This window comes from Cupriavidus sp. 207A1, assembly GCF_057798955.1.
The window spans coordinates 216,359-239,943 of sequence record NZ_JBYOJO010000011.1; the positions used below are offsets into that span (position 1 = coordinate 216,359).

Here is a 23,585-nt window from a genome sequence, read left to right on the forward strand (position 1 = left end):
GGAACCTGCGCCCCGGCTTACTTGGGCGCGGTCAGCAGCATCCACATGATGCCGAAACGGTCGGCCACCATGCCGAACTGCTCGGCGAAGAAGGTCTTGTCCAGCGGCATCAGCACCTGGCCGCCTTCCTTCAGGCCGTTGAACGCCTTTTCGACCCCGGCTTTGTCGGGAAACGTGATCGCCAGGCCGAAACCCTGGAACGCGGGCTGGTTCGAGCACTGTCCGTCGGAGGCCAGGATGATGCTGTCGCCGACCTGGAATTCCAGGTGCATGACCTTGTCCTGCGCGCCCGCGCCGGGCTGGCAGCCTTCGCCGCCCTTGCCGGCATCGGGGTTGTCGGCGAAGGTCATGCGGGCGTTGACCTTGGCGCCGAGGGTTTGCTTGTAGAACTCGACCGCTTCGTCGCAACGGCCTTCGAAAAACAGATAGGGCTGGACTTGCATGACAACTCCTGTGAAGGGGCGGCCTGTGGGGCTGTAGGGGCCGCGGGGATCTCGGCAAAATGGCGACACGCTTTGTGTACGCCGTCCACAATACCTTAGCAAAGAAAATGGACGTCGTCCACATTAAACGCGCCGGCGGCGCGGTGAGGGGGCTGCCGGAACGCCGGCGGAGGTGCACTAGAATGGCCGGCGAGAGCGCCCGCCCGGCGCCAACCGTTTCGACTGCCGCGGCCCGAATGGAGTTGCCTTGCGTTACGAACTGACCGACCTGCGCCTGTTCCAGGCCATTGCCGATGCGCAAAGCCTGTCGGGCGGCGCATCGGCCACCCACATTACCGCGTCGGCGGCGAGCTACCGGCTGAAGAACCTCGAGCACGCCATGGGCACGCCGTTGTTCGTGCGCACGGCGCGCGGCATGGAGCTGACGCCGGCCGGCGAAACCCTGCTGGTCCATGTGCGCGAACTGCTGCTGGGCGTTGAGCGCATGCATGGCGAGGTCGGGCGCTTCTCCGCCGGGCTGAAGGGCAATATCCGGCTGCTGGCCAACAGCAGCTCGCTCAACGGCTTCATCATTCCCAGCGTGAGCCGCTTCCTGCTGGCCAATCCGGATGTGAACATCGACCTGGAGGAGCGCGCGAGCCAGGCGATCCTGGCCGCGGTGGCGGCGCATGAGGCCGATGTCGGCATCCTGGCGGGAGATTTCCATACCGGCGACGAAGCCGCCGGCGTGCGCTCGGTGCGCTACGCGCGCGACGAGCTGATCCTGGTGATGGCGGCCGAGCATCCGCTGGCGCGCGAGCCGGAGGTGCGCTTTGGCGCGGCGCTGGCGTTCGACTTTGTCTGCATGAGCCGCACCAGCAGCAACTTCCTGTTCCTGCGCGAGATGGCGCAGCGCGCCGGCAAGGGCCCCAATGTACGCCTACATGCGCACAGCTTCGATGCGGTGCTGTCGCTGGCCGAGGCCGGCGTCGGCGTGGCGCTGGTGCCGCGCAGTGTCGCGGCGCAGGCGCTGCGCGAGGCGCGCGTGGCCGGGGTGCGGCTGGCCGAGCCGTGGGCCTTGCGCGAGCTGAACCTGATCGTGCGCGCCGACGGCAAGCTGCCGGCGTTTGCCGAGGCCTTTGCGCAGTTCCTGCTCAACGATCCGCGCGTGGTAGCCACGCGCGAAGGCGGCGCCGTGGCGGCCACGGCATCGTAACTGCCTGTCCCACGCTTAGCCCGTCAGCGCTTGCGGTTCAGGAAGGTGGCCATGTGCTGCTGCGGCTCGCCGGTGTCGAAGGCGCTGCCGAACTCGGTCACGCTGTTGCCGATCGAGACCTCCAGCGGCGCGTCTTCCCACTCTCGCAGCAGGCGCTTCTGCTGGCGCACCGCGACCGGGCCAAAGCCCGCCAGCAGCGCGGCCACGCGCTCGACTTCCTGATCCAGTTCGGCCAGCGGCACCACGCGGTTGACCAGCCCCCACTGCAGCGCCTCGGCCGCGTTGGAGATCTCGCCCGTCAGCAGCATCCACGCGGTGCGCGCATTGCCGATCAGGCGCGGCATCAGCGCGGCATGGATCACCGACGGGATGCCGACCTTTACCTCGGGCATGCCCAGCTGCGCGGTGTCGGCGGCGATGCGCAGGTCGCACGCCAGCGCCAGTTCCAGCCCCCCGCCCAGGCACCAGCCCGGCATGCGCGCGATCACCGGCACCGGCAGGTGGCGCACGGCATCGCACAACCGGCGCAGGCCGCTGATAAAGGCCTCGGCGCTGGCCCGCTCGAGCGCGGCCATCTCCTTGATGTCGGCGCCGCCGATGAAACCCTTGTCGCCGGTGCCGCGCAGCACCAGCACGCGCAGCGCGTCATGGGCGGCCAGCGCTTCGATCGCGCGCGTAAGCGAGGTGATCACCGGCGTGCTCAGGATATTGAGCGAGCCGGCCTCGCGGATGGTGACGGTGGCAATGCCGCGCGCGTCGATCTCGACGCCGGCGTGCGGTTCCTGCTGAAGTGTGCTCATGTCGGTCCTCTGGGCTTACTGGAGCTTGGTGAAGTGGATGGCCTCGACCACCTGCTTCCAGTGCGCGTTCTGCCCACGGATCAGGTCGCCAAAGGCCTTGCGCGAGGTCGGTGCCGGGATCGCGCCCTGTTTCTCGATGGCGGCGACCACCTCGGGCTCGGCCAGCACCTTGCGCACCGCGTCGTTGAGCTGGTCGAGGATGGCGGCGGGCGTGCCCGCCGGCGCGCCCAGGCCGAACCACGACGGGTTGTTCATCGCCGGCAGCCCGGCCTCGGCATAGGTGGGCACATTGGGCAGCACCTTCAGCCGCTCTTTGGCGGCCACCGCCAGCGGCTTGAGGCGGCCACCCTGGATCAGCCCGGACGACGACGGGATATTGTCGAACACCACCTGGATCTGCCCGGCCACCGCATCGTTGAGCGCCGGGCCCAGCCCCTTGTACGGCACGTGCAGCATGCGCGTGCCGGTGGTATTCATGAACAGCTCGCCGTTCATGTGGCTGAGGCCGCCGTTGCCGGACGAGCCGAACGAATATTTGCCGGGATTGGCCTTGAGCTGCTTGATGAAGGATGCCAGGTCCGTCGCCGGGAAGGCGGGATTGACCACCAGCACGTTGGGCACGTCGGCCAGGTTGCTGATCGGCGCGAAGTCCTTGACCGGGTCGTAGGCGGTCTTCAGGTAGACGTTGGGGTTGACCGCGTGCGAGCTTTCCACCTCCATCACCAGCGTGTAGCCGTCGGGCGGCTGCTTGGCCGCGTAGGCGCTGCCGACCGCGCCGCCGGCGCCGGGGCGGTTCTCGATCACCACCGGCTGGCCCAGCACCGGGCCCAGGCGGGTGCCGACGATGCGGGCGATGATGTCGGTGGTGCCGCCGGCCGCGTAGGGCACGATCAGCTTGATCGGCCGCTCGGGATAGGCGGCGTGCGCGCTGCTGGCAACGCCGAGCAGGGCCATGGCGAAAAGGGTTGGCTTCATCGGGATGTCTCCGGGTCGGGGTTATAGATGTCGTGGCAGAACGGTCAGCGCTGGGGGCTGTGTTCGCCCAGCAGCGGGGGCGGTGCCGGCGGGGCCTCGTGCCCGGCCAGCATCGGGTTGCGCACCATCGGCACGCGCCCCATCACGGGGTGCTCGGCCACCTGCATCAGCTTGCGGTGCCTGACCTGCGGATGGGCGAAGACTTCGTCCATGGTGTGGATCGGGCCCCAGGGCACGCCGGCGGCGTCGAAGGCCTCGGTCCAGGCGGCACGGGTGCGGGTGGGAAAGAGTTCGGTCAGCCGCGCGCGCAAGGCGTCCAGGTGTTCGATGCGCGCGGAATTGGTGGCGTAGCGCGGGTCCTGCGCAAGATCCGGCATGCCGGCCACGGCGCAGAAGCGCGCGAACTGGCTGTCATTGCCGATCGCCAGGATCAGGTGGCCGTCGGCGCAGCGGAACACTTCATACGGCGCGCAGTTGGGATGGGCGTTGCCGCTGCGCCGCGGGTTCTGGCCCGAGACCAGGTAGTTGGCGGCCTGGTTGGCGTTCAGCGCCACCGCGACATCGAGCAGCGCGATGTCCAGGTGCGCGCCCACGCCGGTCGCCTGGCGCTGGTACAGCGCGGCCAGCACCGCGGAGGTGGCATACATGCCGGTGCTCAGGTCGACCACCGCGACGCCGGTGCGCAGCGGGCCGGCGCCGGGCGTGCCGTCGGGCTGGCCGGTGTAGCTCATGAGCCCGCCCATGCCCTGGAACACATAGTCGTAGCCGGGCTTGTCCGCCATCGGCCCGCTCTGGCCGAAGCCGGTGATCGACAAATAGACCAGGCGCGGGTTGATGGCCTTGAGCGTGTCGTAGTCCAGCCCGTAGCGGCGCAGCGTGCCGACCTTGTAGTTCTCGACCAGCACGTCGGCCGTGCGCGCCAGTTCACGCACCTGCGCCGCGCCTTCCGGCGTGCCGTAGTCGATCGCGAGCGAACGCTTGCCGCGGTTGCAGCAGATGAAGTAGCCGGACAGGCGCGGGTCGCCTTCGGTGCCGGCCGGTGCGTCGAGATAGGGCGGCCCCCAGCCGCGGGTATCGTCGCCGCGTTCGGGGTGCTCGACCTTGGTCACCTCGGCGCCCAGGTCGGCAAGGTTCTGGGTACACCAGGGACCGGCCAGGATGCGCGACAAATCCAGGACCCGGACACCTTCCAGGGCGCGATGCAGCATGACGACTCCGCTTTCCGACAACAGTGCGGCGCAGTATAGGGAGGGGTATCGGGCCGAACCAGTCGAGAGTTTTGAAAGGCGCGTTCGCCGGATTTGAACGGTGCGGCAGCGGTCGCGCGTGCGGGCCGCCAGCACGGGCACGGGTGGCGCCGGCGCCCCCGCCGGCGCCCCGCGTTTGGCGCGTGGGCGCTGCCGTGTCACAATTCGCGTTTGGCACTGACTCGGCACGTGACTCGGCCGGCCGCGTCGCCGTGCTTCCCGCCGCCCCGGCCGCTTGCGGTCGCCGCAGTGGAAGCCCGCCCAAGAGCCGACAAATTCACATTGATTTTCTGGCGATGACTACCATCCTGCAGCACATTCCTACCGGCGAGCGCGTCGGTATCGCCTTCTCCGGCGGCCTTGACACCAGCGCGGCACTCCTCTGGATGCGCCAGAAGGGCGCTGTTCCGTACGCCTACACCGCCAACCTGGGCCAGCCGGACGAGCCCGACTACGACGACATCCCGCGCCGCGCCAAGGCCTATGGCGCCGAGGAAGCCCGCCTGGTCGACTGCCGCACGCAGCTGGTGGCCGAGGGCATCGCGGCGCTGCAGTGCGGGGCCTTCCATATCTCCACCGCCGGCATCACCTACTTCAACACCACCCCGATCGGCCGCGCCGTCACCGGCACCATGCTGGTCGCCGCGATGAAGGAAGACGGCGTCAACATCTGGGGCGACGGCAGCACCTTCAAGGGCAACGACATCGAGCGCTTCTACCGCTACGGCCTGCTGACCAACCCCGGCCTGCAGATCTACAAGCCGTGGCTGGACCAGCAGTTCATCGACGAACTGGGCGGCCGCGCCGAGATGTCCGAGTTCATGCGCCAGAACGGCTTCGACTACAAGATGTCGGCCGAAAAGGCGTATTCGACCGACTCCAACATGCTGGGCGCCACCCACGAGGCCAAGGACCTGGAGCACCTGGATTCGGGCATCCGCATCGTCCAGCCGATCATGGGCGTGCAGTTCTGGCGCGACGACGTCGAAGTCAAGCGCGAGGAAGTCACGGTGCGTTTCGAGGAAGGCCAGCCGGTCGCGCTGAACGGCCAGACCTTCGCCAACGCCGTCGACCTGTTCATGGAAGCCAACCGCATCGGCGGCCGCCATGGCCTGGGCATGAGCGACCAGATCGAGAACCGCATCATCGAGGCCAAGAGCCGCGGCATCTACGAAGCCCCGGGCCTGGCGCTGCTGTTCATCGCCTACGAGCGCCTGATCACCGGCATCCACAACGAAGACACCATCGAGCAGTACCGCGACAACGGCCGCCGCCTGGGCCGCCTGCTGTACCAGGGCCGCTGGTTCGACCCGCAGGCCATCATGCTGCGCGAAACCGCCCAGCGCTGGGTCGCCGGCGCCATCACCGGCGAAGTCACCATCGAACTGCGCCGCGGCAACGACTACTCGATCCTGAACACCACTTCGCCCAACCTGACCTACAAGCCGGAACGGCTGACCATGGAAAAGGGCGAGTCGATGTTCACGCCGCTGGACCGCATCGGCCAGCTGACCATGCGCACGCTGGATATCGTCGACACGCGCGAGAAGCTGCAGACGTATGCCAAGACCGGCCTGCTGTCGACGCAGGTCAGCGCTTCGCTGCCGAAGCTGGAAGACTGAGCTTCGCGCTTCCCCGCCTGACGGCGGGGCCCGCCAGAAACCGGCACCTCAGGGTGCCGGTTTTTTTTGTCTCGGCGTTTTCCCCACCTGTCACGTAATGTCAAGCGAACGTCCCGGAATATCAAACCGCGTAGTCCCGATCGCCAGATACTGGCTGCGCTCACCCGCCACTCCGCGCGGGTACTGAACACACGGCGGCGCCAAGACCGCCGGCCGGCTTCCGGAGACGCCCATGCCCAGATCCCGCCTTGCCCTTGCCGCCGCATCCGCCGCGCCCACGCCGGCCGCGCCCGCGGCTGCCGGACCGCGCTATGCGTGGCTGGTGTTTGCGCTGACCTTTGCGCTGCTGCTGTCGGACTACATGTCGCGCCAGGTGCTCAATGCCGTGTTTCCGCTGTTGAAGGCCGAATGGCAGCTGGGGGATACGGAACTGGGCGCGCTCGGCGGGGTGGTGGCGCTGATGGTGGGGCTGCTGGCGCTTCCGCTGTCGCTGCTGGCCGACCGCTGGGGCCGCGTGCGCAGCCTGATCCTGATGGCGACGCTGTGGAGCCTGGCCACGCTGGGCTGCGCGCTGGCGGGCAGCTTTGGCCAGATGTTCCTGGCGCGGCTGTGCGTCGGCATCGGCGAGGCCGCCTACGGCAGCGTCGGCATCGCGGTGGTGGTGTCGGTGTTCCCTCGCCACCTGCGCGCCAGCCTCAGCGCCGCGTTCATCGCCGGCGGCGCGTTCGGCTCGGTGCTGGGCATGGGACTGGGCGGCACCCTGTCCGCGCATTTCGGCTGGCGCATGGCTTTTGCGGGCATGGCAGCGTTCGGACTGGCGATGGTGGCCTGCTATGCGCTGACGATCAGCGAGCAGCGGCTGCGCCGGTTGCAGCAGCGCCTAGGCGATGCCAGCGCGGACGGCAACAGCGACGCGGCCACGGCGCGCCAGCTGGCGCCGCGCCGGATCGTGCGCGAACTGCTGACGCTGCCCTCGATGCTGTGCGCCTGTGCCGGCAGCGCCTTGCAACTGCTGGTGATGGCCGCGCTGCTGGCGTGGCTGCCGAGCTTCCTGGCGCGCGCGTACGGCATGGCCACCGGCCGTGCCGGCGTGGTGGCGGCGCTGCTGGTGCTGGTGGCCGGCGCCGGCATGGTGGCCTGCGGCGCGCTGACTGACCGCGTCGCGCGGCATGCACCCCGCCGCAAATGGCACATGGCCATCGCCTACAGCCTGGCGTGTTGCGTCTTGCTGATGGCGGCGTTCCGGCTGCCCGCCGGCACGGCCCAGCTGGTGCTGATCGGCGCGGGCATGCTGGTGGTGGGCGGCTGCGCCGGCCCGGCCAGCGCGATGGTGGCCAACCTGACCCGGCCTGCCATCCACGCCACCGCGTTTGCCACGCTGACGCTCATCAACAACCTGCTGGGCCTGGCGCCAGGCCCGTTCCTGACCGGCGTGCTGGCCGACCGCATCGGACTGACCGGCGCGCTGCAATGGATTCCGCTGGCCGGTGCCGCCGCCACGCTGCTGTTCTGCATCGGCCGCCGCCACTATGCCGCGGACCTGCGGCGCCTGGATGGCCAAGCCGTGCCTCGCGCCGTTCCTGTCTGACTTTTTCCGATCCCCCCATGACTGCTACCCCTTCGCCCACCATCCTGATGGTGCCGGGCTTGCGCGACCACGTCGCCGAGCACTGGCAGACCCTGCTCCAGGCCGAGCTTCAGGCACAAGGGCATGATGCCCGCTGCGTGCCGCCGCTGGAGCACGACAAGCTCAGCCGCACCGCCCGTGTCGCCGCGCTCGATGCCGCCCTGGCGGACATCGACGGGCCGGTGGTGCTGGTCGCGCACAGCGCCGGCGTGATGATCACCGTGCATTGGGCGGCGCTGCACCGCCGCCCCATCCGCGGCGCGCTGCTGGTGACGCCGCCGGACTTCACGCAGCCGCTGCCGCCGGGCTATCCGGCGCAGCAAGCGCTGGCGCAAGCCGGCTGGCTGCCGACGCCGCTGGCGCCGTTGCCGTTTCCCAGCCTGGTGGCGGCCAGCCGCAACGATCCGCTGGCGAGCCATGCGCGCGTCACTGAAATGGCCGCCGCGTGGGGCAGTGGGCTGGTGGACCTGGGCAACGTCGGCCACCTCAACCCGGCCGCCGGCTACGGTCCCTGGCCGCGCGCCCATGCCCTGCTGGCAGAACTGGACACGCTGGTCGTGCAGCAGGCCTGAGCGCGCCGCAGCGCGCGTCACGACAAGAACATCCGGCCACCAAGGCCGGGCCAACAAGGAGGAGAGAGAGATGAAAACCAGAAACACCGTCATGGCCCTGATACTGGGGTGCCCGCTGGCGGCCGTCGCGCAATCGTCGGTCACGCTGTATGGCGTGGCCGACATCAACGTCGAATATGTGAACCGCGTCGGCGCCGTACCGGTCGCCGCGAATGGCTTCAACCGTGGGCCGGGCGACAAGGTGTTCCGCATGGACTCGGGCGGCCTGTCCGGCTCGCGCTGGGGCCTGCGCGGCATGGAGGACCTGGGTTCCGGATGGCAGGCATCGTTCGTACTGGAAAGCGGCTTCGGCGTGGACAACGGCGCGTTGCAGCAAGCCGGGCGCCTGTTCGGTCGCCAGGCCTTTGTCGCCGTGCGCCACGCCGGCATGGGCCAGCTCAGCCTGGGCCGCCAGTACACCTCGATTTTCGAAGCCCTGGCGAATTTCTCGCCCACGGCCTACGCCACGCAATACGAACCGGTGGTGCTGCAGGCGGGCCCCAACTTCCGCGAGGACAACACCGTCAAGTACACCGGCCAGTTCGGCCCGCTGACGGCGCGTGCGCACTGGTCGTTCGGTGTCGGGCTGGCGCTGCCGCAGACGGTCGGCGTCGCCACGCCGATCGGGGGCAACGGCGAAGTGCCGGGACAGTTCCGCCGCGATACCGCCTATGGCGCCTCGCTGGCGTATGCCGCCGGACCCTTCGGCGCCACCGTCGGCTACGACCAGTGGAATCCGACCATCGGCACCAGCAACGGCACGCTGCGCAAGGCTGTGGTGGGCGCCAGCTACACCTTGGGCCCGGCCAAGATCATGGGCGGCTATCGCTGGGGGCAGAACAAGAACGCCGCCGACGTGGTGATCCAGCGCGACGACTTTTACTGGATCGGTGCCAACTACCAGGTCACTCCGGCCGTGGGGCTGACGCTCGAATACAACTACGACAACGTCAGGAGCCTGTTCGGCGACACGCAGGTGGCCAATCCATGGCAGGTGGCCTTTATCGCCAACTATGCATTCTCGAAACGCACCGACGTGTACGTGTCCACCGCCTATGCGCGCAATGCCGGGCTGATGCTGGAATCGCTGGCCACGGTCTATGCCAACAGCCTGTCGCTGGGCAACAGCTATGCCGCGGCCAACGGGCAACGCAGCATGGTGGGCGTGGCGCTGGGGATCCGGCACAAGTTCTGATCCGGGCCTTGCTGCCAGACGGGGCTCGTTATGGCCGCCGCGCGTGGTTGCGCAGGCGGCTTTTTTTACTGTCCGGACTGCGCCCGCCAAGCCGACACGCTGCGACCGAAGCGTGCGCTGAACCAGCGCGAGAACGCGCTCAGCGACGAAAACCCCAGCAGCGCCGCCACTTCCGACAGCGGCCGCTCGCGGTTCTCCAGGTAGCGGATCACCAGGTCGGCGCGGGCTTCGGCCAGGATGTCGGAGTAGCTGGTATGCGCCTGCTCCAGGCGCCGGTGCACGGTGCGGCGGTCGACGCTGAGATGCTGGGCCACGCGCTCCACCGAGCACAGCCCGGTCGGCAGCAGCGCATAGACCAGCTTGCGCACCATGTCCGGCATGGTGGCCGCGGTCGACTGCGCCAGCAGCGTGCCGAGATATTGCTTCACCTGCTGCGCCATCACCGGGTCGTACGACGGCAAGGGCGCTTCCAGGTCCGCCGCCTGGCAGACAATGCCGTCGAAATCCTGGTTGAACGAGCCGGCCATGCCGAACACGCGCGCATACGTCGCCGTGCTGGGCGGGGCCGGATGCGTGAAGCAGATACTGCGCGGGCGCCATGATGGCCCCAGGAACAGCTTCAGCATGCGGAACATCACGCCCACCGCCAGGTCGGTCGCCTGCCGCAACGTGCCCGGCGCTTCGCTGAGGACCTGCAGCCGGATCATTACCAGGTCGTCGCTGTCTTCGACGCGCATCGCCAGCGCTTCATTCTGCAGCCCCATGTAGCGGACCATCGACTCCAGCGCGCGGCGCAGCGTCGGTTCCTCGCGCACCACGAAGGCCAGCGGGCCGAGATTGGAGAACTCGCGCAGCTCGGCCATGCGCAGGCCGAAATCCTCGGCCCCGGCGGCGCGCGCCGACGCATCCAGCAAGCGACCCACCGAGGCCGCCGGGATGCGGATGTCAGGGTCCAGCAGCACCGAGCGGTTGATCTTCGCGGCCCTGAGCTGCTGGTACGGGTCCAGCCCCAGCGCACGCGCGACTTCGACGTAGTTGGTCAGGCTGGCACTGCGCAGGTAGTAGGACATGACAGCGGCTTCCGGGCTTTCCCTGAGTGTCCCGAAATGTAAATCGGTTGTCCCGGATCGTCAAATCGCGGCGGTCCGTTGACCGATACTCCAGTCACCAACCAACCGGAGCGATCTATGCAATTCCTCGACGATTCCCTGCACCCCGAGAACATGGACAAGGTGGTGATCACCGTGGCCCCGTATGGCCCCGAGTGGATGCCACAGGACTTCCCCGAGGACATCCCGGTGACCATGGAGGAGCAGGTGCAGAAGGCGGTCGATTGCTACAACGCCGGCGCCACGGTGCTGCACCTGCATGTGCGCGAACTCGACGGCAAGGGCTCCAAGCGCCTGTCCAAGTTCAACGAGCTGATCGCCGGCGTGCGCGCCGCGGTGCCGGACATGATCATCCAGGTCGGCGGCTCGATCTCGTTCGCGCCGGAGGATGACGGCCAGGAGGCCAAGTGGCTGTCCGACGACACCCGGCACATGCTGGCGGAGCTGCAGCCCAAGCCCGACCAGGTCACCGTGGCCATCAACACCACGCAGATGAACATCATGGAGCTGCTCTATCCGGAGTACCTGAAGGGGACTTCGCTGGAGCACCCGGCCTACCAGGCCGCCTACCGCGAGATGACGGTGCCGGCGGGCCCGGGCTGGGTGGAAGAGCACCTGCGCCGGCTGCAGGCGTCGGGCATCCAGCCGCATTTCCAGCTGACCGGCATGCACGCGCTGGAAACGCTCGAGCGGCTGGTGCGCGCGGGCGTCTACACCGGTCCGCTGAACCTGACCTGGATCGGCATCGGCGGCGGCTTTGACGGCCCCAACCCGTTCAACTTCTTCAACTTCGTGCACCGCGCCCCGGACGGCTGCACGCTGACCGCCGAGTCGCTGCTGAAGAACGTGCTGCCGTTCAACATGATGGCCATGGCGATGGGCCTGCATCCGCGCTGCGGCATCGAGGACACCATCATCGACCAGCACGGCAAGCGCATGACCTCGGTGCAGCAGATCGAGCAGTGCGTGCGCGTGGCGCGCGAGCTGGGCCGCGAGATTGCCTCGGGCCAGGAAGCGCGCGAGATCTACCGCATCGGCACCTGGTACGACAGCGCCGAGGCCACGCTGCAGGCCAACGGCATGGCCCCCAACCGCAAGTCGGGGCAGAAGAACCTGCCGCTGCGCGCGGCCGCCTGACGGCCGTGGGCGGGGCCGGCCACGCGGCCGGCCCGCGCCAGCCACCCGGAGCCGCCGATGCATCACCACGACGCCCTCGCCAATCCCTGCATCAACATCTGCCGGATGGACCTGGCCAACCGCTATTGCCAGGGCTGCGGCCGGACCCGGCTGGAAATCGGCCGCTGGCTGCGCATGAGCGAGGCCGAACGCGCGCAAGTGCTGGCCGCGCTGCCGGCACGCCGCGCAAGCAGCAGCCATACTAGATAACGGAGACAACATGACCACCCGACCCGCCTTCCTGCTGCGCATCGCCGCCGCGGCGGCCACCCTCGCGCTGGCCGCGCCCTCTGCCATGGCCTGGACCAGCAAGCCGGTCCGCATGCTGGTGCCGGCTCCGGCCGGCGGCACCATGGACGTGCTCGCGCGGCTGCTGGCGGACCAGCTGTCCGCGGACCTTGGCCACCCCGTGGTGGTCGACAACAAGCCCGGCGCCGGCGGTGGCATTGCCATCACCACCATGCTGGCCGCGCCCGCTGATGGCCAGACCATCATGGTCACCGCCAGCAATGTGCTGACCGAGATCCCGCATGTGCTCAAGCAGCCGTTCGACCCGCTGAAAGACGTCAGGCCCGTCGCCGCCGTGGCGCGTTCGCGCATGGTGATGATTGGCGCGCCTGGCCTGCCGGCCAAGGACCTGAAGGGCCTGGTCAGCTACGCCCGGGCCAATCCGGGCAAGCTCAGCTTTGCCTCGTACAGTGCCGGCACCGCTTCGCACTACGCCGGCATGATCATGAACCAGAAGGCCGGGCTGGACTTGCAGCATGTGCCCTTTGCCGGTTCCGCGCCGGCGCTGACGCAGGTGATGGGCAATCAGATCGCGGTAATGTACGACGGCATGGTGACCTCGCTGCCGATGATCCGCGCCGGCAAGGTGCAGGTCTATGCCGTGGCGTCGAAGAGCCGCTCGGCGCTGCTGCCGCAGGTGCCCACCTTCGCGGAAATGGGTTACCCCGACATGGAGTTCAGCAACTGGGTGGGCGTGATTGCGTCGTCGAAGCTGTCGCCCGAACTGGCCGAGAAGATTCACGCGGCTGCCTACAAGGCTGCGGCTTCTGCCAAGGTGCGTGACCGGATGGAGGCGCTCGGCTATGAGCCGCTGCCGGCGCAGCCCCTGCCGCAACTGAACGAATCGGTGCGCACGGAGTTCGAGCGCAATGCCGGCATCGTCAAGGCGTTCAATATCCAGCAGTAAAGCCCTGCCTGGCAATGCAAAAGGGCAGCCTCGGAAGAGGCTGCCCTTTTGCTTTCCTGCCGCCCGTTCAGGCGCCGGTGGCGCGCAAGCGCTTCTTGTCGATCTTGCCGACGCTGGTCTTCGGGATCTCGTCGACAAACAGGATGCGCTCGGATTCCGGCACCGCATACTTGCTGAGCCGGTTGGCCTCGACGCGCGCCAGCAGCGACGCGCGAATCGCTTCCGCGGTGACGGTGGCGCCAGGCTTGCGCACCACGTATGCCACCGGCCGCTCGCCCCAGCGGGCGTCCGGCACGCCGATGACCGCGCACTCCTGCACGCCCGGCACCTGCGTGACCAGGCCCTCGACCTCGATCGACGAGACCCACTCGCCGCCGGTCTTGATCACGTCCTTGATCCGGTCGACGATCTGCACGAAGCCGTCGGCGCCCATCACCGCGATGTCCTGCGTATGCAGGTAGCCGCCGGCCCACAGCTCGGCCGATGCCTCGGGTTTGCCGTGATAGGCCCGGGTCAGGAACGGCGCGCGCAGCACGATCTCGCCGCGCGCCGTGCCGTCGCGTGGCACGTCGTGCATGGACTCGTCCACCAGGCGGAAGTCCACCATCGCCACCGGACGGCCCGTCGAGCAGCGCATGCGCACCTCGGTCACGCGATCGGCATTGGCGTGCCCCGGGGGCAACTGCGCCAGCGCGACGATGGGGCCGGTCTCCGACATCCCATAGCCGGCAAACACATCCATGCCGCGCTCGAGCGCGGCCTCGCACAACGCCGGCGGCAGCGCCGAGCCGCCGATGATGAGCTTCCAGCCCGACAAGTCCTGGCCGCTTGCCTGCGCTGCCTGCAGCAGCATCTGCAGCAAGGTCGGCACGCAGTGCGAGAACGTGACCCGCTCGGTCTCGCGCAACTGCAGCAGGACATCCGGCGCGTAGCGTCCCGGCAGCACGATGCGCAGCCCGAGCATGACCGCGACATAGGGGATGCCCCAGGCCAGCACGTGGAACATCGGCGTGATCGGCATGTAGACGTCTTCGCGGTGCAGGCGCTGCCCTTCGCGCGGCGCGCACAGGCTGGTGGCCGAGGCCAGCGCATGCAGCACGATGTCGCGATGGCTGTAGCACACGCCCTTGGGGTCGCCGGTGGTGCCGGTGGTGTAGAAGGTGGCGGCGCGGGTGTTCTCGTCGAACTCGGGGAAGTCGAAGTCGGGCGAGGCCGCGCACAGCAGCGTCTCGTACTCGCCGCAGAAGGGCAATGATGTCGGCGGCACGTGCTGGCCGTCGGCCAGCAGGACAAAGCTGCGCACGCTGGTCAGCTGGTCGCGGATCTCTTCCATCACGGGCAGGAAGTCCGGATGCAGCAGCACCACCTCGGCGCCGGAATCGTTCAGCGTGTACAGGATCTGCTGCGCCGACAGCCGCACGTTGACCGTGAACAGCGTCGCGCCCATCATCGGCACGCCGAAATAGCACTCCAGGTAGCGATGGCTGTCCCAGTCCATCACCGCCACGGTGGTGCCGTGCGCCACGCCCTGCGCAGCCAGCGCGGAAGCCAGCCGGCCAACGCGCTGGCGGAATTCGCGGTAGCTGTGGCGCAGCTGTCCGCGGTACGTGATCTGCTGCTCGCCGTACAGCGACAGCGAATTGAGCAGCAGCTGCCGGACCAGCAGGGGATAGGCATAGGCCTGCGGTGCCGCAGGCACAAGGTGTGAATGCATGTGTGTCTTCCTCCGTCAGAACGGCACGTCGCCGATGATGCCGGCACGCTCCATCTTGCGTACCGTGGGCGCATAGTCCTGCACCGCGTAGTGCTGCGTGCAGCGGTTGTCCCAGATCGCCACGCTGTGCTTCTTCCAGCGCCAGCGCACCTGGTACTCCGGGATCTCGGCCTGCGCGCACAAGTAGTGCAGCAGGTCTCCCGCGCCGGGCATGAAGTCCTTGCCGAAGCGGATCACGTCGCCGCGGTGGTAGTTGGCGAAGTGCGAGGTGAAGGCGTTGACGAACAGGATCTTCTCGCCCGTTTCCGGATGGGTGCGCACCACCGGGTGCTCGACCATCGGGAATTGCGCCGCCAGCGCCGCGCGCTTCTCCGGCGCCATGTTGGCGCCGAAGGTGTGTTCGATGCTGTGCTTGGCGCGCAGTCCTTCGATGCGCGCCTTGATGTCCTGCGGCAGGCGCCAGTAGGCTTCGCCCATGTTGACCCAGATGGTGTCGCCGCCGACCGCCGGCGTTTCCACGCAGCGCAGCACGCAACCCATCGGCGGCGCTTCGCGCCAGGTGGCGTCGCAATGGAAAGAATTCTCGTAGTGCTCGACCTTGCTGTCGGGCGACTTGTAGATCTGTACCAGCCCCGGATGCTCCGGGTCGCTGCCCACCACCGGGTGGTCTTCCAGTTCGCCGAAGCGGCGGGCAAAGGCAACGTGTTCGGCGCGGGTGATGTCCTGGTCGCGCAGGAACAAGACCTTGTACTGCAGCAGCAGTGCCTTGATTTCAGCGAACAGGCCGGCGTCGCGCGCGGCATCGGCCAGGCTGACGCCGCTCAGTTCGGCGCCGATGGTGCAGGTCAGTGGTTCTGCATGCATGGGGTGTCTCCTCTTGGTTGGTGTTCAGATGACGAAGATCGATGATCCGGTGGTGCGGCGCGCTTCCAGGTCCTGGTGCGCCTGGACCGCGTCTTCCAGCGCATAGCGCTGGTTGATGCCGATGTGGATGCGGCCCGCGGCGACATGGCCGAAGACTTCGTCGGCCAGCGCCTGCTTTTCCGCGGGATCGGCGATGTAGTCGGCCAGCGCGGGGCGGGTCAGGAACAGCGAGCCCTTCCTCGCCAGCAGCGCCGGGTCGAACGGCGGCACCGGGCCCGAGGCGGTGCCCACGCACACCATGGTGCCGCGGCGGCGCAGCGAATCCAGCGAGCCCATGAAGGTGGTCTTGCCGACGCTGTCGAACACCACCGCCACGCCCACGCCATCGGTCAGCTCGCGCACGCGTTTGGCCACGTCCTCGCGGGTGTAGTAGATGATGTGGTCGCAGCCGTGCGCGCGCGCCACCTCGGCCTTGGCCTCGGTCGACACCGTGCCGATCACGGTCAGGCCCAGCAGCTTGGCCCACTGCGACACGATCAGCCCGACCCCGCCCGCCGCCGCGTGCAGCAGGATGGTGTCGCCCGCCTGGAACGGATGGATGCGGCGCATCAGGTAGGCCGAGGTCAGCCCGCGCATGGTCATCGCCGCCGCGGTTTCGAAGGCGATGCTGTCGGGCAGGCGGATCAGCGGCGCGGCGGGTACCAGGCGCTCGGTGCTGTACGCGCCCAGCGTGTTGACGAAGCCGGTGTAGGTGACGCGGTCGCCCGGCGCCACGTTGGTCACGCCCGGGCCGACGGACACCACCACGCCGGCGGCTTCCACGCCCATGCCGCTGGGCAGCGGCACGGGATAGGTGCCGTTGCGGAAATAGGTATCGGCGTAGTTCAGGCCCACCGCGACGTGGCGGATGCGGACCTGTCCCGGCCCGGGCTCGCCGACTTCCATCGGCTCGTAGCGCAGCACTTCGGGGCCGCCGGTCTCATACATGCGGACGACATTTGCCATGATTCTGTTCTCCTTGGAATGTGCGTTGGTGCAGAGTGCGCTGCACATGCCTGCTACTGTAGGCAGCGCGGCCCGGACCGGCTTTGCATTGGCTACCGACGACTTTGCATTTCATGCCAGGAGGCCTATGATCCTGCTGCGGCGGGCCGTCGGTTACCCGCCACGGCGCAGGACATTGCCAACGCATCGCAACGCAAGACCGGTTTGGAAACGCTCATACGTGCCGCCGCACTGACCAACTTCCTGGAGGTATCGCGCGACCTCGGCCTGGACCCGCTGCCGCTGCTGCGCCAGGCGCGCTTGCGCCGCGCCTGGCTGGGCGATCCCGACCAGCGGGTGCCGCTGGGCGCCTGCGTGGCGCTGCTGGAAGCCGCCGCGCAAGCCTCGGACTGCGAGACGTTCGGGCTGCGCATGGCGGAGTCGCGCCAGCTGTCGGATTTTGGCGTGATGAGCCTGCTGATCAGCCAGCAGCCCACGCTGCGCGCCGCGCTGGCCACCACCATCCGCTATCGCCACCTGGTCAATGATTCGGTGGCGCTGCTGCTCGAAGCTGCCGGCAGCGCGGTGCTGATCCGCCAGGAGGTGCTGAGCGACGCGCCCTCGCGGCAGGCCACCGAGCTGGCCATCGGTGTCGTGTTCCGCATGTGCGCGCTGCTGCTGGGGCCGCGCTGGCAGCCGATCGGGGTGAGCTTCACGCATGCGGCGCCGGCCGACCTGCGCGTCCATCGCCGGCTGTTCGGCTGCCCGCTGGAGTTCAATGCGGACTGCAATGGCATCGTCTGCCGCGCCGCCGACCTCGACGCGCCCAACCCGGGCGCGGATCCCGTCATGGCGCGTTATGCGCAGCAGTTCATCGATACCCTGCCGCGCGCCAACCCCCAATCCATCGGCCACGAAGTGCGCGCCGCCATCTACCTGATGCTGCCGATGGGCCGCGCCACCTCCGAGGCCGTGGCCGAGGGCCTGGGCCTGAGCCTGCGCACCATGCAGCGCCAGCTCGACGACGCGGGCGAGACCTTCACGGGCATCCTCAACGACGTGCGGCGCGAGCTGGCGCGACGCTATGTCGAGAATCCGCGCTACTCACTGCTGCGCGTGTCGCAGCTGCTCGGCTATGGCTCGGCCAGTGCCTTCACGCGCTGGTTCTCGGCGCAGTTCGGCACCGCGCCGGCCAACTGGCGCCGGGACCACGCGGGGCGGTAGGGCGGTCAGGCGTCAGCCCGCCAACGCTGCCGGTGCTTCGCGCAGCGCCAGTTCCGCGTCCTTGATGCCGGCCAGCGGCGCCAGTACCGCGGCATCGAACGGCCGCACCGGTTCTCCCGCACGCACCCGCGCCGGCCAGTCCGGATTCGCCAGCGCCCCGCGTCCGAGCGCGACCAGCGTCGCGCCTTGTTCGAGCATGCCGGCCGCGCGCACCGGATCCGTCAGGCTGCCGTTGGCGACGATGGCCAGGCCCGGCGCCGCGCGCCGGGCGTGCTGCACCAGCGACGCATCACCGTCGGCGAAGGCAGGCTGCCAGGCTTCATGCTCGGTCACATGAAGGTAGTCGACGCCACTTGCCGCAATGCCGGCAAACACCGCGGCCGCATCTTCGGTGCCTTCGGGCCACTGGTAGGTGAAGTCATTGACCTTGGCCTGCGAGATGCGCACGCCGACGACGACATCGCTCCCCACCGCCGCGCGCACCGCGCGGATCGTTTCCAGCAGCAGGCGCATGCGCTGCGCGATGCCGCCGCCCCAGGCGTCCTGGCGCTGGTTGGTATGGCCGTTGAGGAACTGGTCGAGCAGGTAGCCGTTGGCGCCGTGGATCTCGACGCCGTCGAAGCCGGCCTCGCGCGCCCGCCGCGCCGCTTGCGCAAAGTCGTCGATGGCCTGCAGGATCTCTGACTCTTCCATCGCGCGCGGCACGCGGAAGGCGCCCGTGCCGCCATACGCTGTCAGCTGCCGGCCCCTGGGCTGCACGGCCGAGGGCCCCACCGTATCGTCGCGGAAGCGGTTGGCCTGCGACAGCGCCCCCGCATGCATCAGCTGCGCGACCATGCGCCCGCCGGCCTGGTGGACCGCGTCCACGATCCCGTGCCAGCCCTGCGCCTGCTGCGCGTCGGTCAGCCCCGGCTGGCCGGCATAGCCCTGCGCATAGGCGCGGTCGGTATAGATGCCCTCGCTGACGATCAGGCCAAAGCCGCCGCGGGCAAAGCCCTCGTAATAGCGGCGCATGGCATTGGTGGGGACGCCGGTGTCGGTGGCGCTGATGCGCGTCATCGGCGCCACCACCAGGCGGTTGCGCAGCGGCACGCCGTTCAGCGCCGGCGTATCGAACAGCGAAGGCGCGGCGGGCGTCGTCATTGCGCGCCCTCCGCAGTCAGCGCGATGGCTTCGATCTCGATCATCGCGTGCGGCGAATACAGGGCCGAGACCTCGACGATGGTATCGGCCGGATAGGGCGCGGAAAACCACTTGCGCCGCAGCGCGACGATCTTCGGGAAGTATTCCATCGACGTCAGGAAGATCGTGACCTTGGCCACGCGGTCCAGCCCCGAGCCGCCCGCCTGCAGGGCACGCCTGAGGTTGCTGAACGCCTGCTCGGCCTGCGCGTCGAAGTCGCGGCGGCCGACGATGGCGCCGTCGTCGCCCACCCCGGCCTGGCCGGATACGAACAGCAGGTTGCCGGCCCGGATGGCTTGCGACAGCAGGTAGGGGGCATAGGGATCGGGTTGGGTGTGGACTTGTTGCAGGTGCATCGCGGACTCCGGTAATGATTTAGTAAAATTCACCTTGTTTTCGGCTGATCGTCTTTCGGGTCAGCCGGCATTCCAAGTATCGGAGCCGGCATCGACCGCGACAAATGGTCGCTTTTCAGTCGATGCATGAGATCGATTCATCTATGGAGTACCCTTGCGCAAACTGCCTCCCCTCGGCGCCCTGCGCGCCTTCGAAGCCGCCGCCCGCCGCGCCAGCTTCAAGCACGCCGCCGACGAACTGCACGTCACGCCGACGGCCATCAGCCATCAGATGCGCGCGCTGGAAGAGAGCCTGGGCGTGCGTCTGTTCGAACGCCAGACCCGCAAGGTGCGGCTGACGGCGGCCGGGCATCAGCTGTTCCCCGCGGTGCGGGACGGCCTCGATGGCATGGAGCGCGCCGTGCAGGCGGTGCAGCGCAGCGGCCGCCCGCACGTGGCGACGCTGACGTCGACGGTGGCGTTCATGGCCAGGCGGCTCGCGCCGCTTGCCGGGCAGTTCCGTGCCGCGCATCCCGACTGGACCTTGCGGCTCGATGCCTCGGACCAGATCGTCGACCTGGACCACGATGCGGACGCGGCGATCCGCTACGGCAGCGGCAGCTATCCGGGCCTGGTGGTCGAGCCGCTGTTCCGCGACCGCTTTGCGCCGGTTTGCAGCCCCGCCCTGAAACTGGCATCCATGCAGGACCTGGAGCACGCCACGCTGATCCACTTCGAATGGGGCGCCGCCGCGCGCGATGACGCGCGCGCGCCGGTATGGCACCGGTGGCTGGCGCAGGCCGGCGTCGACGTGGCCGATCCGCAGGCCGGCCTGCGCTTTACCGACGAGATCCACGCCGTGCAGGCCACCATCGCCGGACAGGGCGTGGGCCTGCTCAGCCTGACGCTGGTGGCTGAGGAACTGGCGTCCGGCGCGCTGGTGCGGCCTTTTGAACTGTCGCTGGAGAGCTTTCGCTATGACCTGGTCTACAGCGAGCGGGCGGCGCAGCGTCCGGCTACGCGGTTGCTGCGGGATTGGGTGATGGGGGTGTTTGCGCGCTAGCCTTGGCACCGACCAGGGTGTCCACCGCCGGGCGTACACTGTGCCTCCCGAATCCGGAGCCTCGCCCATGCCCGCCTTGCGCACCCTCTACCCCGAAATCGAGCCCTATGAAACCGGCACGCTGGATGTCGGCGACGGGCATGTCGTCTACTACGAGCGCGTGGGCACGCCGGGCGCCAAGCCCGCGGTGTTCCTGCATGGCGGGCCCGGCGGCGGCATTGCGCCGGACCACCGGCGGCTGTTCGATCCGGCGCGCTACGACGTGCTGCTGTTCGACCAGCGTGGCTGCGGGCGCTCTACGCCGCATGCGGGGCTGGAGGCCAACACGACCTGGCACCTGGTCGACGATATCGAGCGGCTGCGCGTGCTGGCGGGCGTGGAGCGCTGGCTGGTGTTCGGCGGCTCGTGGGGCTCGACGCTGGCGCTGGCCTATGCGCAGAAGCACCCGCGGCGCGTGAGCGAGCTGGTGCTGCGCGGCATCTACACGGTGTCGCAGGCGGAGCTGGACTGGTACTACCAGTACGGCGTGTCCGAGATGTTCCCCGACAAGTGGGCGCGCTTCCAGGCGCCGGTGCCCGAGGCCGAGCGCGGCAACATGATGGCGGCCTACCGCAAGCTGCTGACCGGCCCCGACCCCGACAAGCAGGTGGAGGCGGCCCGCGCCTGGAGCGTGTGGGAAGGCGAGACCATTACCTTGCTGCCGGATGCAGGGAACAGCGCCAGGCATGACGACGGGCACTTCGCGCTGGCCTTCGCCCGGCTGGAGAACCACTACTTCACGCACCGTTGCTGGCTGGAGGAGGGGCAGCTGCTGCGTGACGCGCACAAGCTGGCCGAAATCCCGGGCGTGATCGTGCATGGCCGCTATGACATGCCGTGCCCGGCGCGCTATGCCTACGCGCTGCACCAGGCGTGGCCGCAGGCGGAGTTCCACCTGATCGAAGGCGCCGGCCATGCATGGACCGAGCCGGGCATCATGGACCAGCTGCTTGCCGCAACCGATCGCTTCGCCGCGCAGCGCTAGCCCCGCTCGCCGGGGCTCCAGCCTTACCGCACATGTTCACCACCGGAGATCACGATGGAGCTGTACGCGCACCCGTTTTCGTCCTATTGCCAGAAGGTTCTCGTGGCGTTGTACGAGAACGCGATTCCTTTCGAATTCCGCATGCTGTCGCCCGACCACGCGCAGCACATGGACGAGTTCGGCAGGCACTGGCCGCTGCGGCGCATGCCGATGCTGGTCGATGACGGCCGCGCGGTGTTCGAGTCCAGCATCATCATCGAATACCTGGACCAGCATCACCGCGGCCCGGTGCGCTGGCTGCCTGAGTCGCCCGATGCCGCGCTGAAGGTGCGCCTGCTCGATCGCTTCTTCGACCAGTACGTGATGACGCCGATGCAGCGTATCGTGGCCGATTACTTGCGTCCCGAAGCGAACCGCGATCCCTATGGCGTGGCCGAGTACCGCAAGCTGCTGGACTCGGCCTATGCGTGGCTGGAGACCGAACTGGCGGCGCGGCAATGGGCCGCGGGCGATGCCTTCACGCTGGCGGACTGCGCCGCTGCGCCATCGCTGTTCTATGCGGACTGGGTGCAGCCGATTCCGCCGTCATGCGGCAACGTGCGCGCCTATCGCCAACGGCTGCTGGCGCGGCCGTCGTTTGCGCGCGCGGTGGACGAGGCGCGGCCCTATCGCCCGCTGTTCCCGCCGGGCGCGCCGGAGCGCGACTGACCGGCAAGCGCGGGCAGGCTCAGGTCGAACTGCGCCGCCATGGCGCGATAGCCGGCGTCGCCGGGATGCAGGTGGTCGCCGCTGTCGAAGGCCGGCAGCAGCGCCTGCGGGCGGGCAGGGTCGCGCACGGCCGCGTCGAAATCCACCACCGCGTCGAACGCGCCGCCATGGCGGATCCAGTGGTTGACCGCCAGCCGCACGGCTTCCTTGCCCGCGCTGTCATAGCCGCGGATCGGCGTGTCGCGTAACGCGCCGGCAAACGGCGTGATGGTGGCGCCGATCACGCGCACGCCGCGCGCATGCGCACGGGCGATCAGGCGCCGGTAGCCCTCGATCAGTTCGCCGGCCTGCGGCACGGCGTCGTGTGGCGCGAAGGTCGAGCCCGGCCAGGCGATATCGTTGATGCCGATGGCCGCGATCACGGTGCGGACATGCGGCTGGCTCAGCACGTCGCGGTCCAGCCGCGCCAGCGCGGACACGCCCATGCCGTCGCGCAGCAGCCGGCCGCCGGAGATGCCGGCGTTGAGCACGGCCACACCGTCGCCGGCCAGCCGCTGCGCCAGCAAGTCCGGCCAGCGCCGGTTGGTGTCGGGCGTGGAGCCGTTGCCTTCGGTGATCGAATCGCCGATCGCGACTACGGCACCGGCCCCCGTCGCGGCTTCGACCTGCACCTCGCTCAGCAGGACCCGCGCGCTGAACGCCTGCGGCGCAGCCAGCATGGCCTGCGCGGTCGCGTTGCCCGCAGCCAGCCACGCGGTCTGGCGGCCATCCCAATGGAACGATTCGATCGCGGTGCGCTGCGGCAGGTAGAGGCTGAGCGCGAGTTCACCGAGTGCCGGCGCATCGAGGACGACCGCATCGCTGGCCACGGACTGGCCAGCCGGAATGGTCACCGTTGCGCTGCCCCCGAAGGTCACGGCGCGGCTGCCGGCGAGGTCGATGCGGCCGCCGCCGGCATGGGGTGCCAGTTGCGTCGCGCCAACCACGAGTGGTTGCCGGCCATAGGGGTTCGACAGCACCACGCGCAGCCGTTGACCGCCCACGCTCAGCCGCACCACCTGGCGCACCGTCTGGTCCGCCAGCACCGCGGGCACGCCGGTCGGCAGCGGCAGCGCGTCCGGTTGCCACACCGGCTGCTGGCTGGCCATCCAGCTGGTCAGCCAGGCCCGGTCCTGCACCGGGCTGGCGAGCGCTGTGCTGCCGGCGATGGCGCCGGCAAGGGTCAATGCCGCGACGCGGCGCAGGAAACGAAGATCGGAAAACATGGATGGGTCCTGGTAGGTGGACCGGCA

The 23,585-nt window shown here is 68.8% G+C and carries 23 protein-coding genes; 12 read left to right on the top strand and 11 right to left on the bottom strand.

All coding sequences use genetic code 11. The features are described from left to right. Positions 1–17 precede the first annotated feature (17 nt). A complete protein-coding gene (locus tag AC3FMM_RS20885; protein ID WP_012357054.1) occupies positions 18–443 on the bottom strand; it encodes a VOC family protein in 426 nt (141 codons plus the stop codon). Positions 444–690: 247 nt separating this feature from the next. On the opposite strand from AC3FMM_RS20885, the gene AC3FMM_RS20890 reads away from it, so the two are divergent. Continuing rightward, a complete protein-coding gene (locus tag AC3FMM_RS20890; protein WP_116313750.1) occupies positions 691–1,638 on the top strand; it encodes a LysR family transcriptional regulator in 948 nt (315 codons plus the stop codon). Positions 1,639–1,661: 23 nt separating this feature from the next. Here AC3FMM_RS20890 and AC3FMM_RS20895 read toward each other — a convergent pair whose 3' ends face one another. Genes AC3FMM_RS20895 through AC3FMM_RS20905 form a run of 3 tightly spaced genes read right to left on the bottom strand, consistent with a single transcriptional unit; the run spans position 1,662 to position 4,621 of the window. Further along, the gene (locus AC3FMM_RS20895) at positions 1,662–2,438 is read right to left on the bottom strand and encodes an enoyl-CoA hydratase (RefSeq protein WP_488687391.1); all 777 of its coding nucleotides are present in this window, start codon (positions 2,436–2,438) and stop codon (positions 1,662–1,664) included. Positions 2,439–2,453: 15 nt separating this feature from the next. Next, on the bottom strand, positions 2,454–3,413 hold the full coding sequence (locus AC3FMM_RS20900) for a Bug family tripartite tricarboxylate transporter substrate binding protein (protein ID WP_115714142.1): 960 nt from the start codon (positions 3,411–3,413) through the stop codon (positions 2,454–2,456). Positions 3,414–3,457: 44 nt separating this feature from the next. Continuing rightward, complete coding sequence (locus tag AC3FMM_RS20905) at positions 3,458–4,621, bottom strand: CaiB/BaiF CoA transferase family protein (RefSeq protein ID WP_488687392.1); 1,164 nt, start codon at positions 4,619–4,621, stop codon at positions 3,458–3,460. 335 nt (positions 4,622–4,956) lie between these two features. Here AC3FMM_RS20905 and argG point away from each other — a divergent pair, with 335 nt between their 5' ends. The 4 genes from argG (at position 4,957) to AC3FMM_RS20925 (ending at position 9,715) form a co-directional block, all read left to right on the top strand. Next, complete coding sequence (argG, locus tag AC3FMM_RS20910; RefSeq protein WP_063237605.1) at positions 4,957–6,282, top strand: argininosuccinate synthase; 1,326 nt, start codon at positions 4,957–4,959, stop codon at positions 6,280–6,282. Between the two features lie 232 nt (positions 6,283–6,514). Next, positions 6,515–7,870 carry an MFS transporter gene (locus tag AC3FMM_RS20915; RefSeq protein ID WP_488687393.1) on the top strand — a complete coding sequence of 452 codons (1,356 nt, stop codon included), beginning with the start codon at positions 6,515–6,517 and terminating at the stop codon, positions 7,868–7,870. A 17-nt stretch (positions 7,871–7,887) separates the two neighbouring features. Beyond that, complete coding sequence (locus AC3FMM_RS20920; protein ID WP_115714139.1) at positions 7,888–8,481, top strand: RBBP9/YdeN family alpha/beta hydrolase; 594 nt, start codon at positions 7,888–7,890, stop codon at positions 8,479–8,481. A 70-nt stretch (positions 8,482–8,551) separates the two neighbouring features. Continuing rightward, on the top strand, positions 8,552–9,715 hold the full coding sequence (locus tag AC3FMM_RS20925) for a porin (protein ID WP_116313752.1): 1,164 nt from the start codon (positions 8,552–8,554) through the stop codon (positions 9,713–9,715). A gap of 65 nt (positions 9,716–9,780) precedes the next feature. On the opposite strand, the gene AC3FMM_RS20930 is transcribed toward AC3FMM_RS20925, so the two are convergent. Further along, positions 9,781–10,785: an AraC family transcriptional regulator gene (locus tag AC3FMM_RS20930; protein WP_488687394.1), complete on the bottom strand. Its 1,005-nt coding sequence runs from the start codon at positions 10,783–10,785 to the stop codon at positions 9,781–9,783. A gap of 117 nt (positions 10,786–10,902) precedes the next feature. On the opposite strand from AC3FMM_RS20930, the gene AC3FMM_RS20935 reads away from it, so the two are divergent. From AC3FMM_RS20935 to AC3FMM_RS20945, 3 genes are read left to right on the top strand one after another with little or no spacing between them, the layout of a single operon-like run. After that, entirely contained in the window at positions 10,903–11,961 is a 1,059-nt protein-coding gene (locus AC3FMM_RS20935; protein WP_092315018.1) for a beta-keto acid cleavage family enzyme, read from the top strand. 57 nt (positions 11,962–12,018) lie between these two features. Then, positions 12,019–12,210, top strand: coding sequence for a DUF1289 domain-containing protein (locus AC3FMM_RS20940; protein ID WP_115682020.1), 192 nt, complete (start codon positions 12,019–12,021; stop codon positions 12,208–12,210). 10 nt (positions 12,211–12,220) lie between these two features. Next, the gene (locus AC3FMM_RS20945) at positions 12,221–13,195 is read left to right on the top strand and encodes a Bug family tripartite tricarboxylate transporter substrate binding protein (protein WP_115714136.1); all 975 of its coding nucleotides are present in this window, start codon (positions 12,221–12,223) and stop codon (positions 13,193–13,195) included. Positions 13,196–13,262: 67 nt separating this feature from the next. Here the strand turns inward: AC3FMM_RS20945 and AC3FMM_RS20950 are convergent, their stop codons facing one another. The 3 genes from AC3FMM_RS20950 to AC3FMM_RS20960 are packed head-to-tail and all read right to left on the bottom strand — an operon-like array spanning position 13,263 to position 16,778. Next, complete coding sequence (locus AC3FMM_RS20950) at positions 13,263–14,909, bottom strand: fatty acid--CoA ligase (RefSeq protein WP_488687395.1); 1,647 nt, start codon at positions 14,907–14,909, stop codon at positions 13,263–13,265. A gap of 15 nt (positions 14,910–14,924) precedes the next feature. Continuing rightward, positions 14,925–15,773 carry a TauD/TfdA dioxygenase family protein gene (locus AC3FMM_RS20955; protein ID WP_488687396.1) on the bottom strand — a complete coding sequence of 283 codons (849 nt, stop codon included), beginning with the start codon at positions 15,771–15,773 and terminating at the stop codon, positions 14,925–14,927. 24 nt (positions 15,774–15,797) lie between these two features. Beyond that, positions 15,798–16,778, bottom strand: coding sequence for a quinone oxidoreductase family protein (locus AC3FMM_RS20960; RefSeq protein WP_115714133.1), 981 nt, complete (start codon positions 16,776–16,778; stop codon positions 15,798–15,800). A 204-nt stretch (positions 16,779–16,982) separates the two neighbouring features. On the opposite strand from AC3FMM_RS20960, the gene AC3FMM_RS20965 reads away from it, so the two are divergent. After that, positions 16,983–17,981 carry an AraC family transcriptional regulator gene (locus AC3FMM_RS20965; RefSeq protein WP_488687397.1) on the top strand — a complete coding sequence of 333 codons (999 nt, stop codon included), beginning with the start codon at positions 16,983–16,985 and terminating at the stop codon, positions 17,979–17,981. A gap of 12 nt (positions 17,982–17,993) precedes the next feature. On the opposite strand, the gene AC3FMM_RS20970 is transcribed toward AC3FMM_RS20965, so the two are convergent. Both AC3FMM_RS20970 and AC3FMM_RS20975 read right to left on the bottom strand, forming a co-directional pair. Then, complete coding sequence (locus AC3FMM_RS20970) at positions 17,994–19,124, bottom strand: oxidoreductase (protein WP_414249267.1); 1,131 nt, start codon at positions 19,122–19,124, stop codon at positions 17,994–17,996. Then, positions 19,121–19,519 (bottom strand): RidA family protein, encoded by a 399-nt coding sequence (locus AC3FMM_RS20975; RefSeq protein WP_488687398.1) that lies wholly within the window; start codon positions 19,517–19,519, stop codon positions 19,121–19,123. Before AC3FMM_RS20975 ends, AC3FMM_RS20970 begins: the two co-directional genes overlap by 4 nt. Positions 19,520–19,673: 154 nt before the next feature. On the opposite strand from AC3FMM_RS20975, the gene AC3FMM_RS20980 reads away from it, so the two are divergent. From AC3FMM_RS20980 to AC3FMM_RS20990, 3 genes are all read left to right on the top strand, one after another. Next, complete coding sequence (locus AC3FMM_RS20980; protein ID WP_116313759.1) at positions 19,674–20,561, top strand: LysR substrate-binding domain-containing protein; 888 nt, start codon at positions 19,674–19,676, stop codon at positions 20,559–20,561. A gap of 67 nt (positions 20,562–20,628) precedes the next feature. Further along, positions 20,629–21,585, top strand: coding sequence for a prolyl aminopeptidase (pip, locus tag AC3FMM_RS20985; protein ID WP_115714129.1), 957 nt, complete (start codon positions 20,629–20,631; stop codon positions 21,583–21,585). Between the two features lie 54 nt (positions 21,586–21,639). Continuing rightward, positions 21,640–22,293: a glutathione S-transferase family protein gene (locus tag AC3FMM_RS20990; RefSeq protein ID WP_414249268.1), complete on the top strand. Its 654-nt coding sequence runs from the start codon at positions 21,640–21,642 to the stop codon at positions 22,291–22,293. On the opposite strand, the gene AC3FMM_RS20995 is transcribed toward AC3FMM_RS20990, so the two are convergent. Beyond that, the gene (locus tag AC3FMM_RS20995) at positions 22,251–23,558 is read right to left on the bottom strand and encodes an SGNH/GDSL hydrolase family protein (protein ID WP_488687399.1); all 1,308 of its coding nucleotides are present in this window, start codon (positions 23,556–23,558) and stop codon (positions 22,251–22,253) included. The genes AC3FMM_RS20990 and AC3FMM_RS20995 overlap by 43 nt on opposite strands. Between the last annotated feature and the right edge of the window lie 27 nt (positions 23,559–23,585).

Bases quoted from the DNA above. Each gene is read 5' to 3' on its own strand.
- AC3FMM_RS20885 (WP_012357054.1), bottom strand. From the start codon at position 443: ATGCAAGTCCAGCCCTATCTGTTTTTCGAAGGCCGTTGCGACGAAGCG.
- AC3FMM_RS20895 (WP_488687391.1), bottom strand. From the start codon at position 2,438: ATGAGCACACTTCAGCAGGAACCGCACGCCGGCGTCGAGATCGACGCG.
- AC3FMM_RS20900 (WP_115714142.1), bottom strand. From the start codon at position 3,413: ATGAAGCCAACCCTTTTCGCCATGGCCCTGCTCGGCGTTGCCAGCAGC.
- AC3FMM_RS20905 (WP_488687392.1), bottom strand. From the start codon at position 4,621: ATGCTGCATCGCGCCCTGGAAGGTGTCCGGGTCCTGGATTTGTCGCGC.
- argG (WP_063237605.1), top strand. From the start codon at position 4,957: ATGACTACCATCCTGCAGCACATTCCTACCGGCGAGCGCGTCGGTATC.
- AC3FMM_RS20915 (WP_488687393.1), top strand. From the start codon at position 6,515: ATGCCCAGATCCCGCCTTGCCCTTGCCGCCGCATCCGCCGCGCCCACG.
- AC3FMM_RS20920 (WP_115714139.1), top strand. From the start codon at position 7,888: ATGACTGCTACCCCTTCGCCCACCATCCTGATGGTGCCGGGCTTGCGC.
- AC3FMM_RS20925 (WP_116313752.1), top strand. From the start codon at position 8,552: ATGAAAACCAGAAACACCGTCATGGCCCTGATACTGGGGTGCCCGCTG.
- AC3FMM_RS20930 (WP_488687394.1), bottom strand. From the start codon at position 10,785: ATGTCCTACTACCTGCGCAGTGCCAGCCTGACCAACTACGTCGAAGTC.
- AC3FMM_RS20935 (WP_092315018.1), top strand. From the start codon at position 10,903: ATGCAATTCCTCGACGATTCCCTGCACCCCGAGAACATGGACAAGGTG.
- AC3FMM_RS20940 (WP_115682020.1), top strand. From the start codon at position 12,019: ATGCATCACCACGACGCCCTCGCCAATCCCTGCATCAACATCTGCCGG.
- AC3FMM_RS20945 (WP_115714136.1), top strand. From the start codon at position 12,221: ATGACCACCCGACCCGCCTTCCTGCTGCGCATCGCCGCCGCGGCGGCC.
- AC3FMM_RS20950 (WP_488687395.1), bottom strand. From the start codon at position 14,909: ATGCATTCACACCTTGTGCCTGCGGCACCGCAGGCCTATGCCTATCCC.
- AC3FMM_RS20955 (WP_488687396.1), bottom strand. From the start codon at position 15,773: ATGCATGCAGAACCACTGACCTGCACCATCGGCGCCGAACTGAGCGGC.
- AC3FMM_RS20960 (WP_115714133.1), bottom strand. From the start codon at position 16,778: ATGGCAAATGTCGTCCGCATGTATGAGACCGGCGGCCCCGAAGTGCTG.
- AC3FMM_RS20970 (WP_414249267.1), bottom strand. From the start codon at position 19,124: ATGACGACGCCCGCCGCGCCTTCGCTGTTCGATACGCCGGCGCTGAAC.
- AC3FMM_RS20975 (WP_488687398.1), bottom strand. From the start codon at position 19,519: ATGCACCTGCAACAAGTCCACACCCAACCCGATCCCTATGCCCCCTAC.
- pip (WP_115714129.1), top strand. From the start codon at position 20,629: ATGCCCGCCTTGCGCACCCTCTACCCCGAAATCGAGCCCTATGAAACC.
- AC3FMM_RS20990 (WP_414249268.1), top strand. From the start codon at position 21,640: ATGGAGCTGTACGCGCACCCGTTTTCGTCCTATTGCCAGAAGGTTCTC.
- AC3FMM_RS20995 (WP_488687399.1), bottom strand. From the start codon at position 23,558: ATGTTTTCCGATCTTCGTTTCCTGCGCCGCGTCGCGGCATTGACCCTT.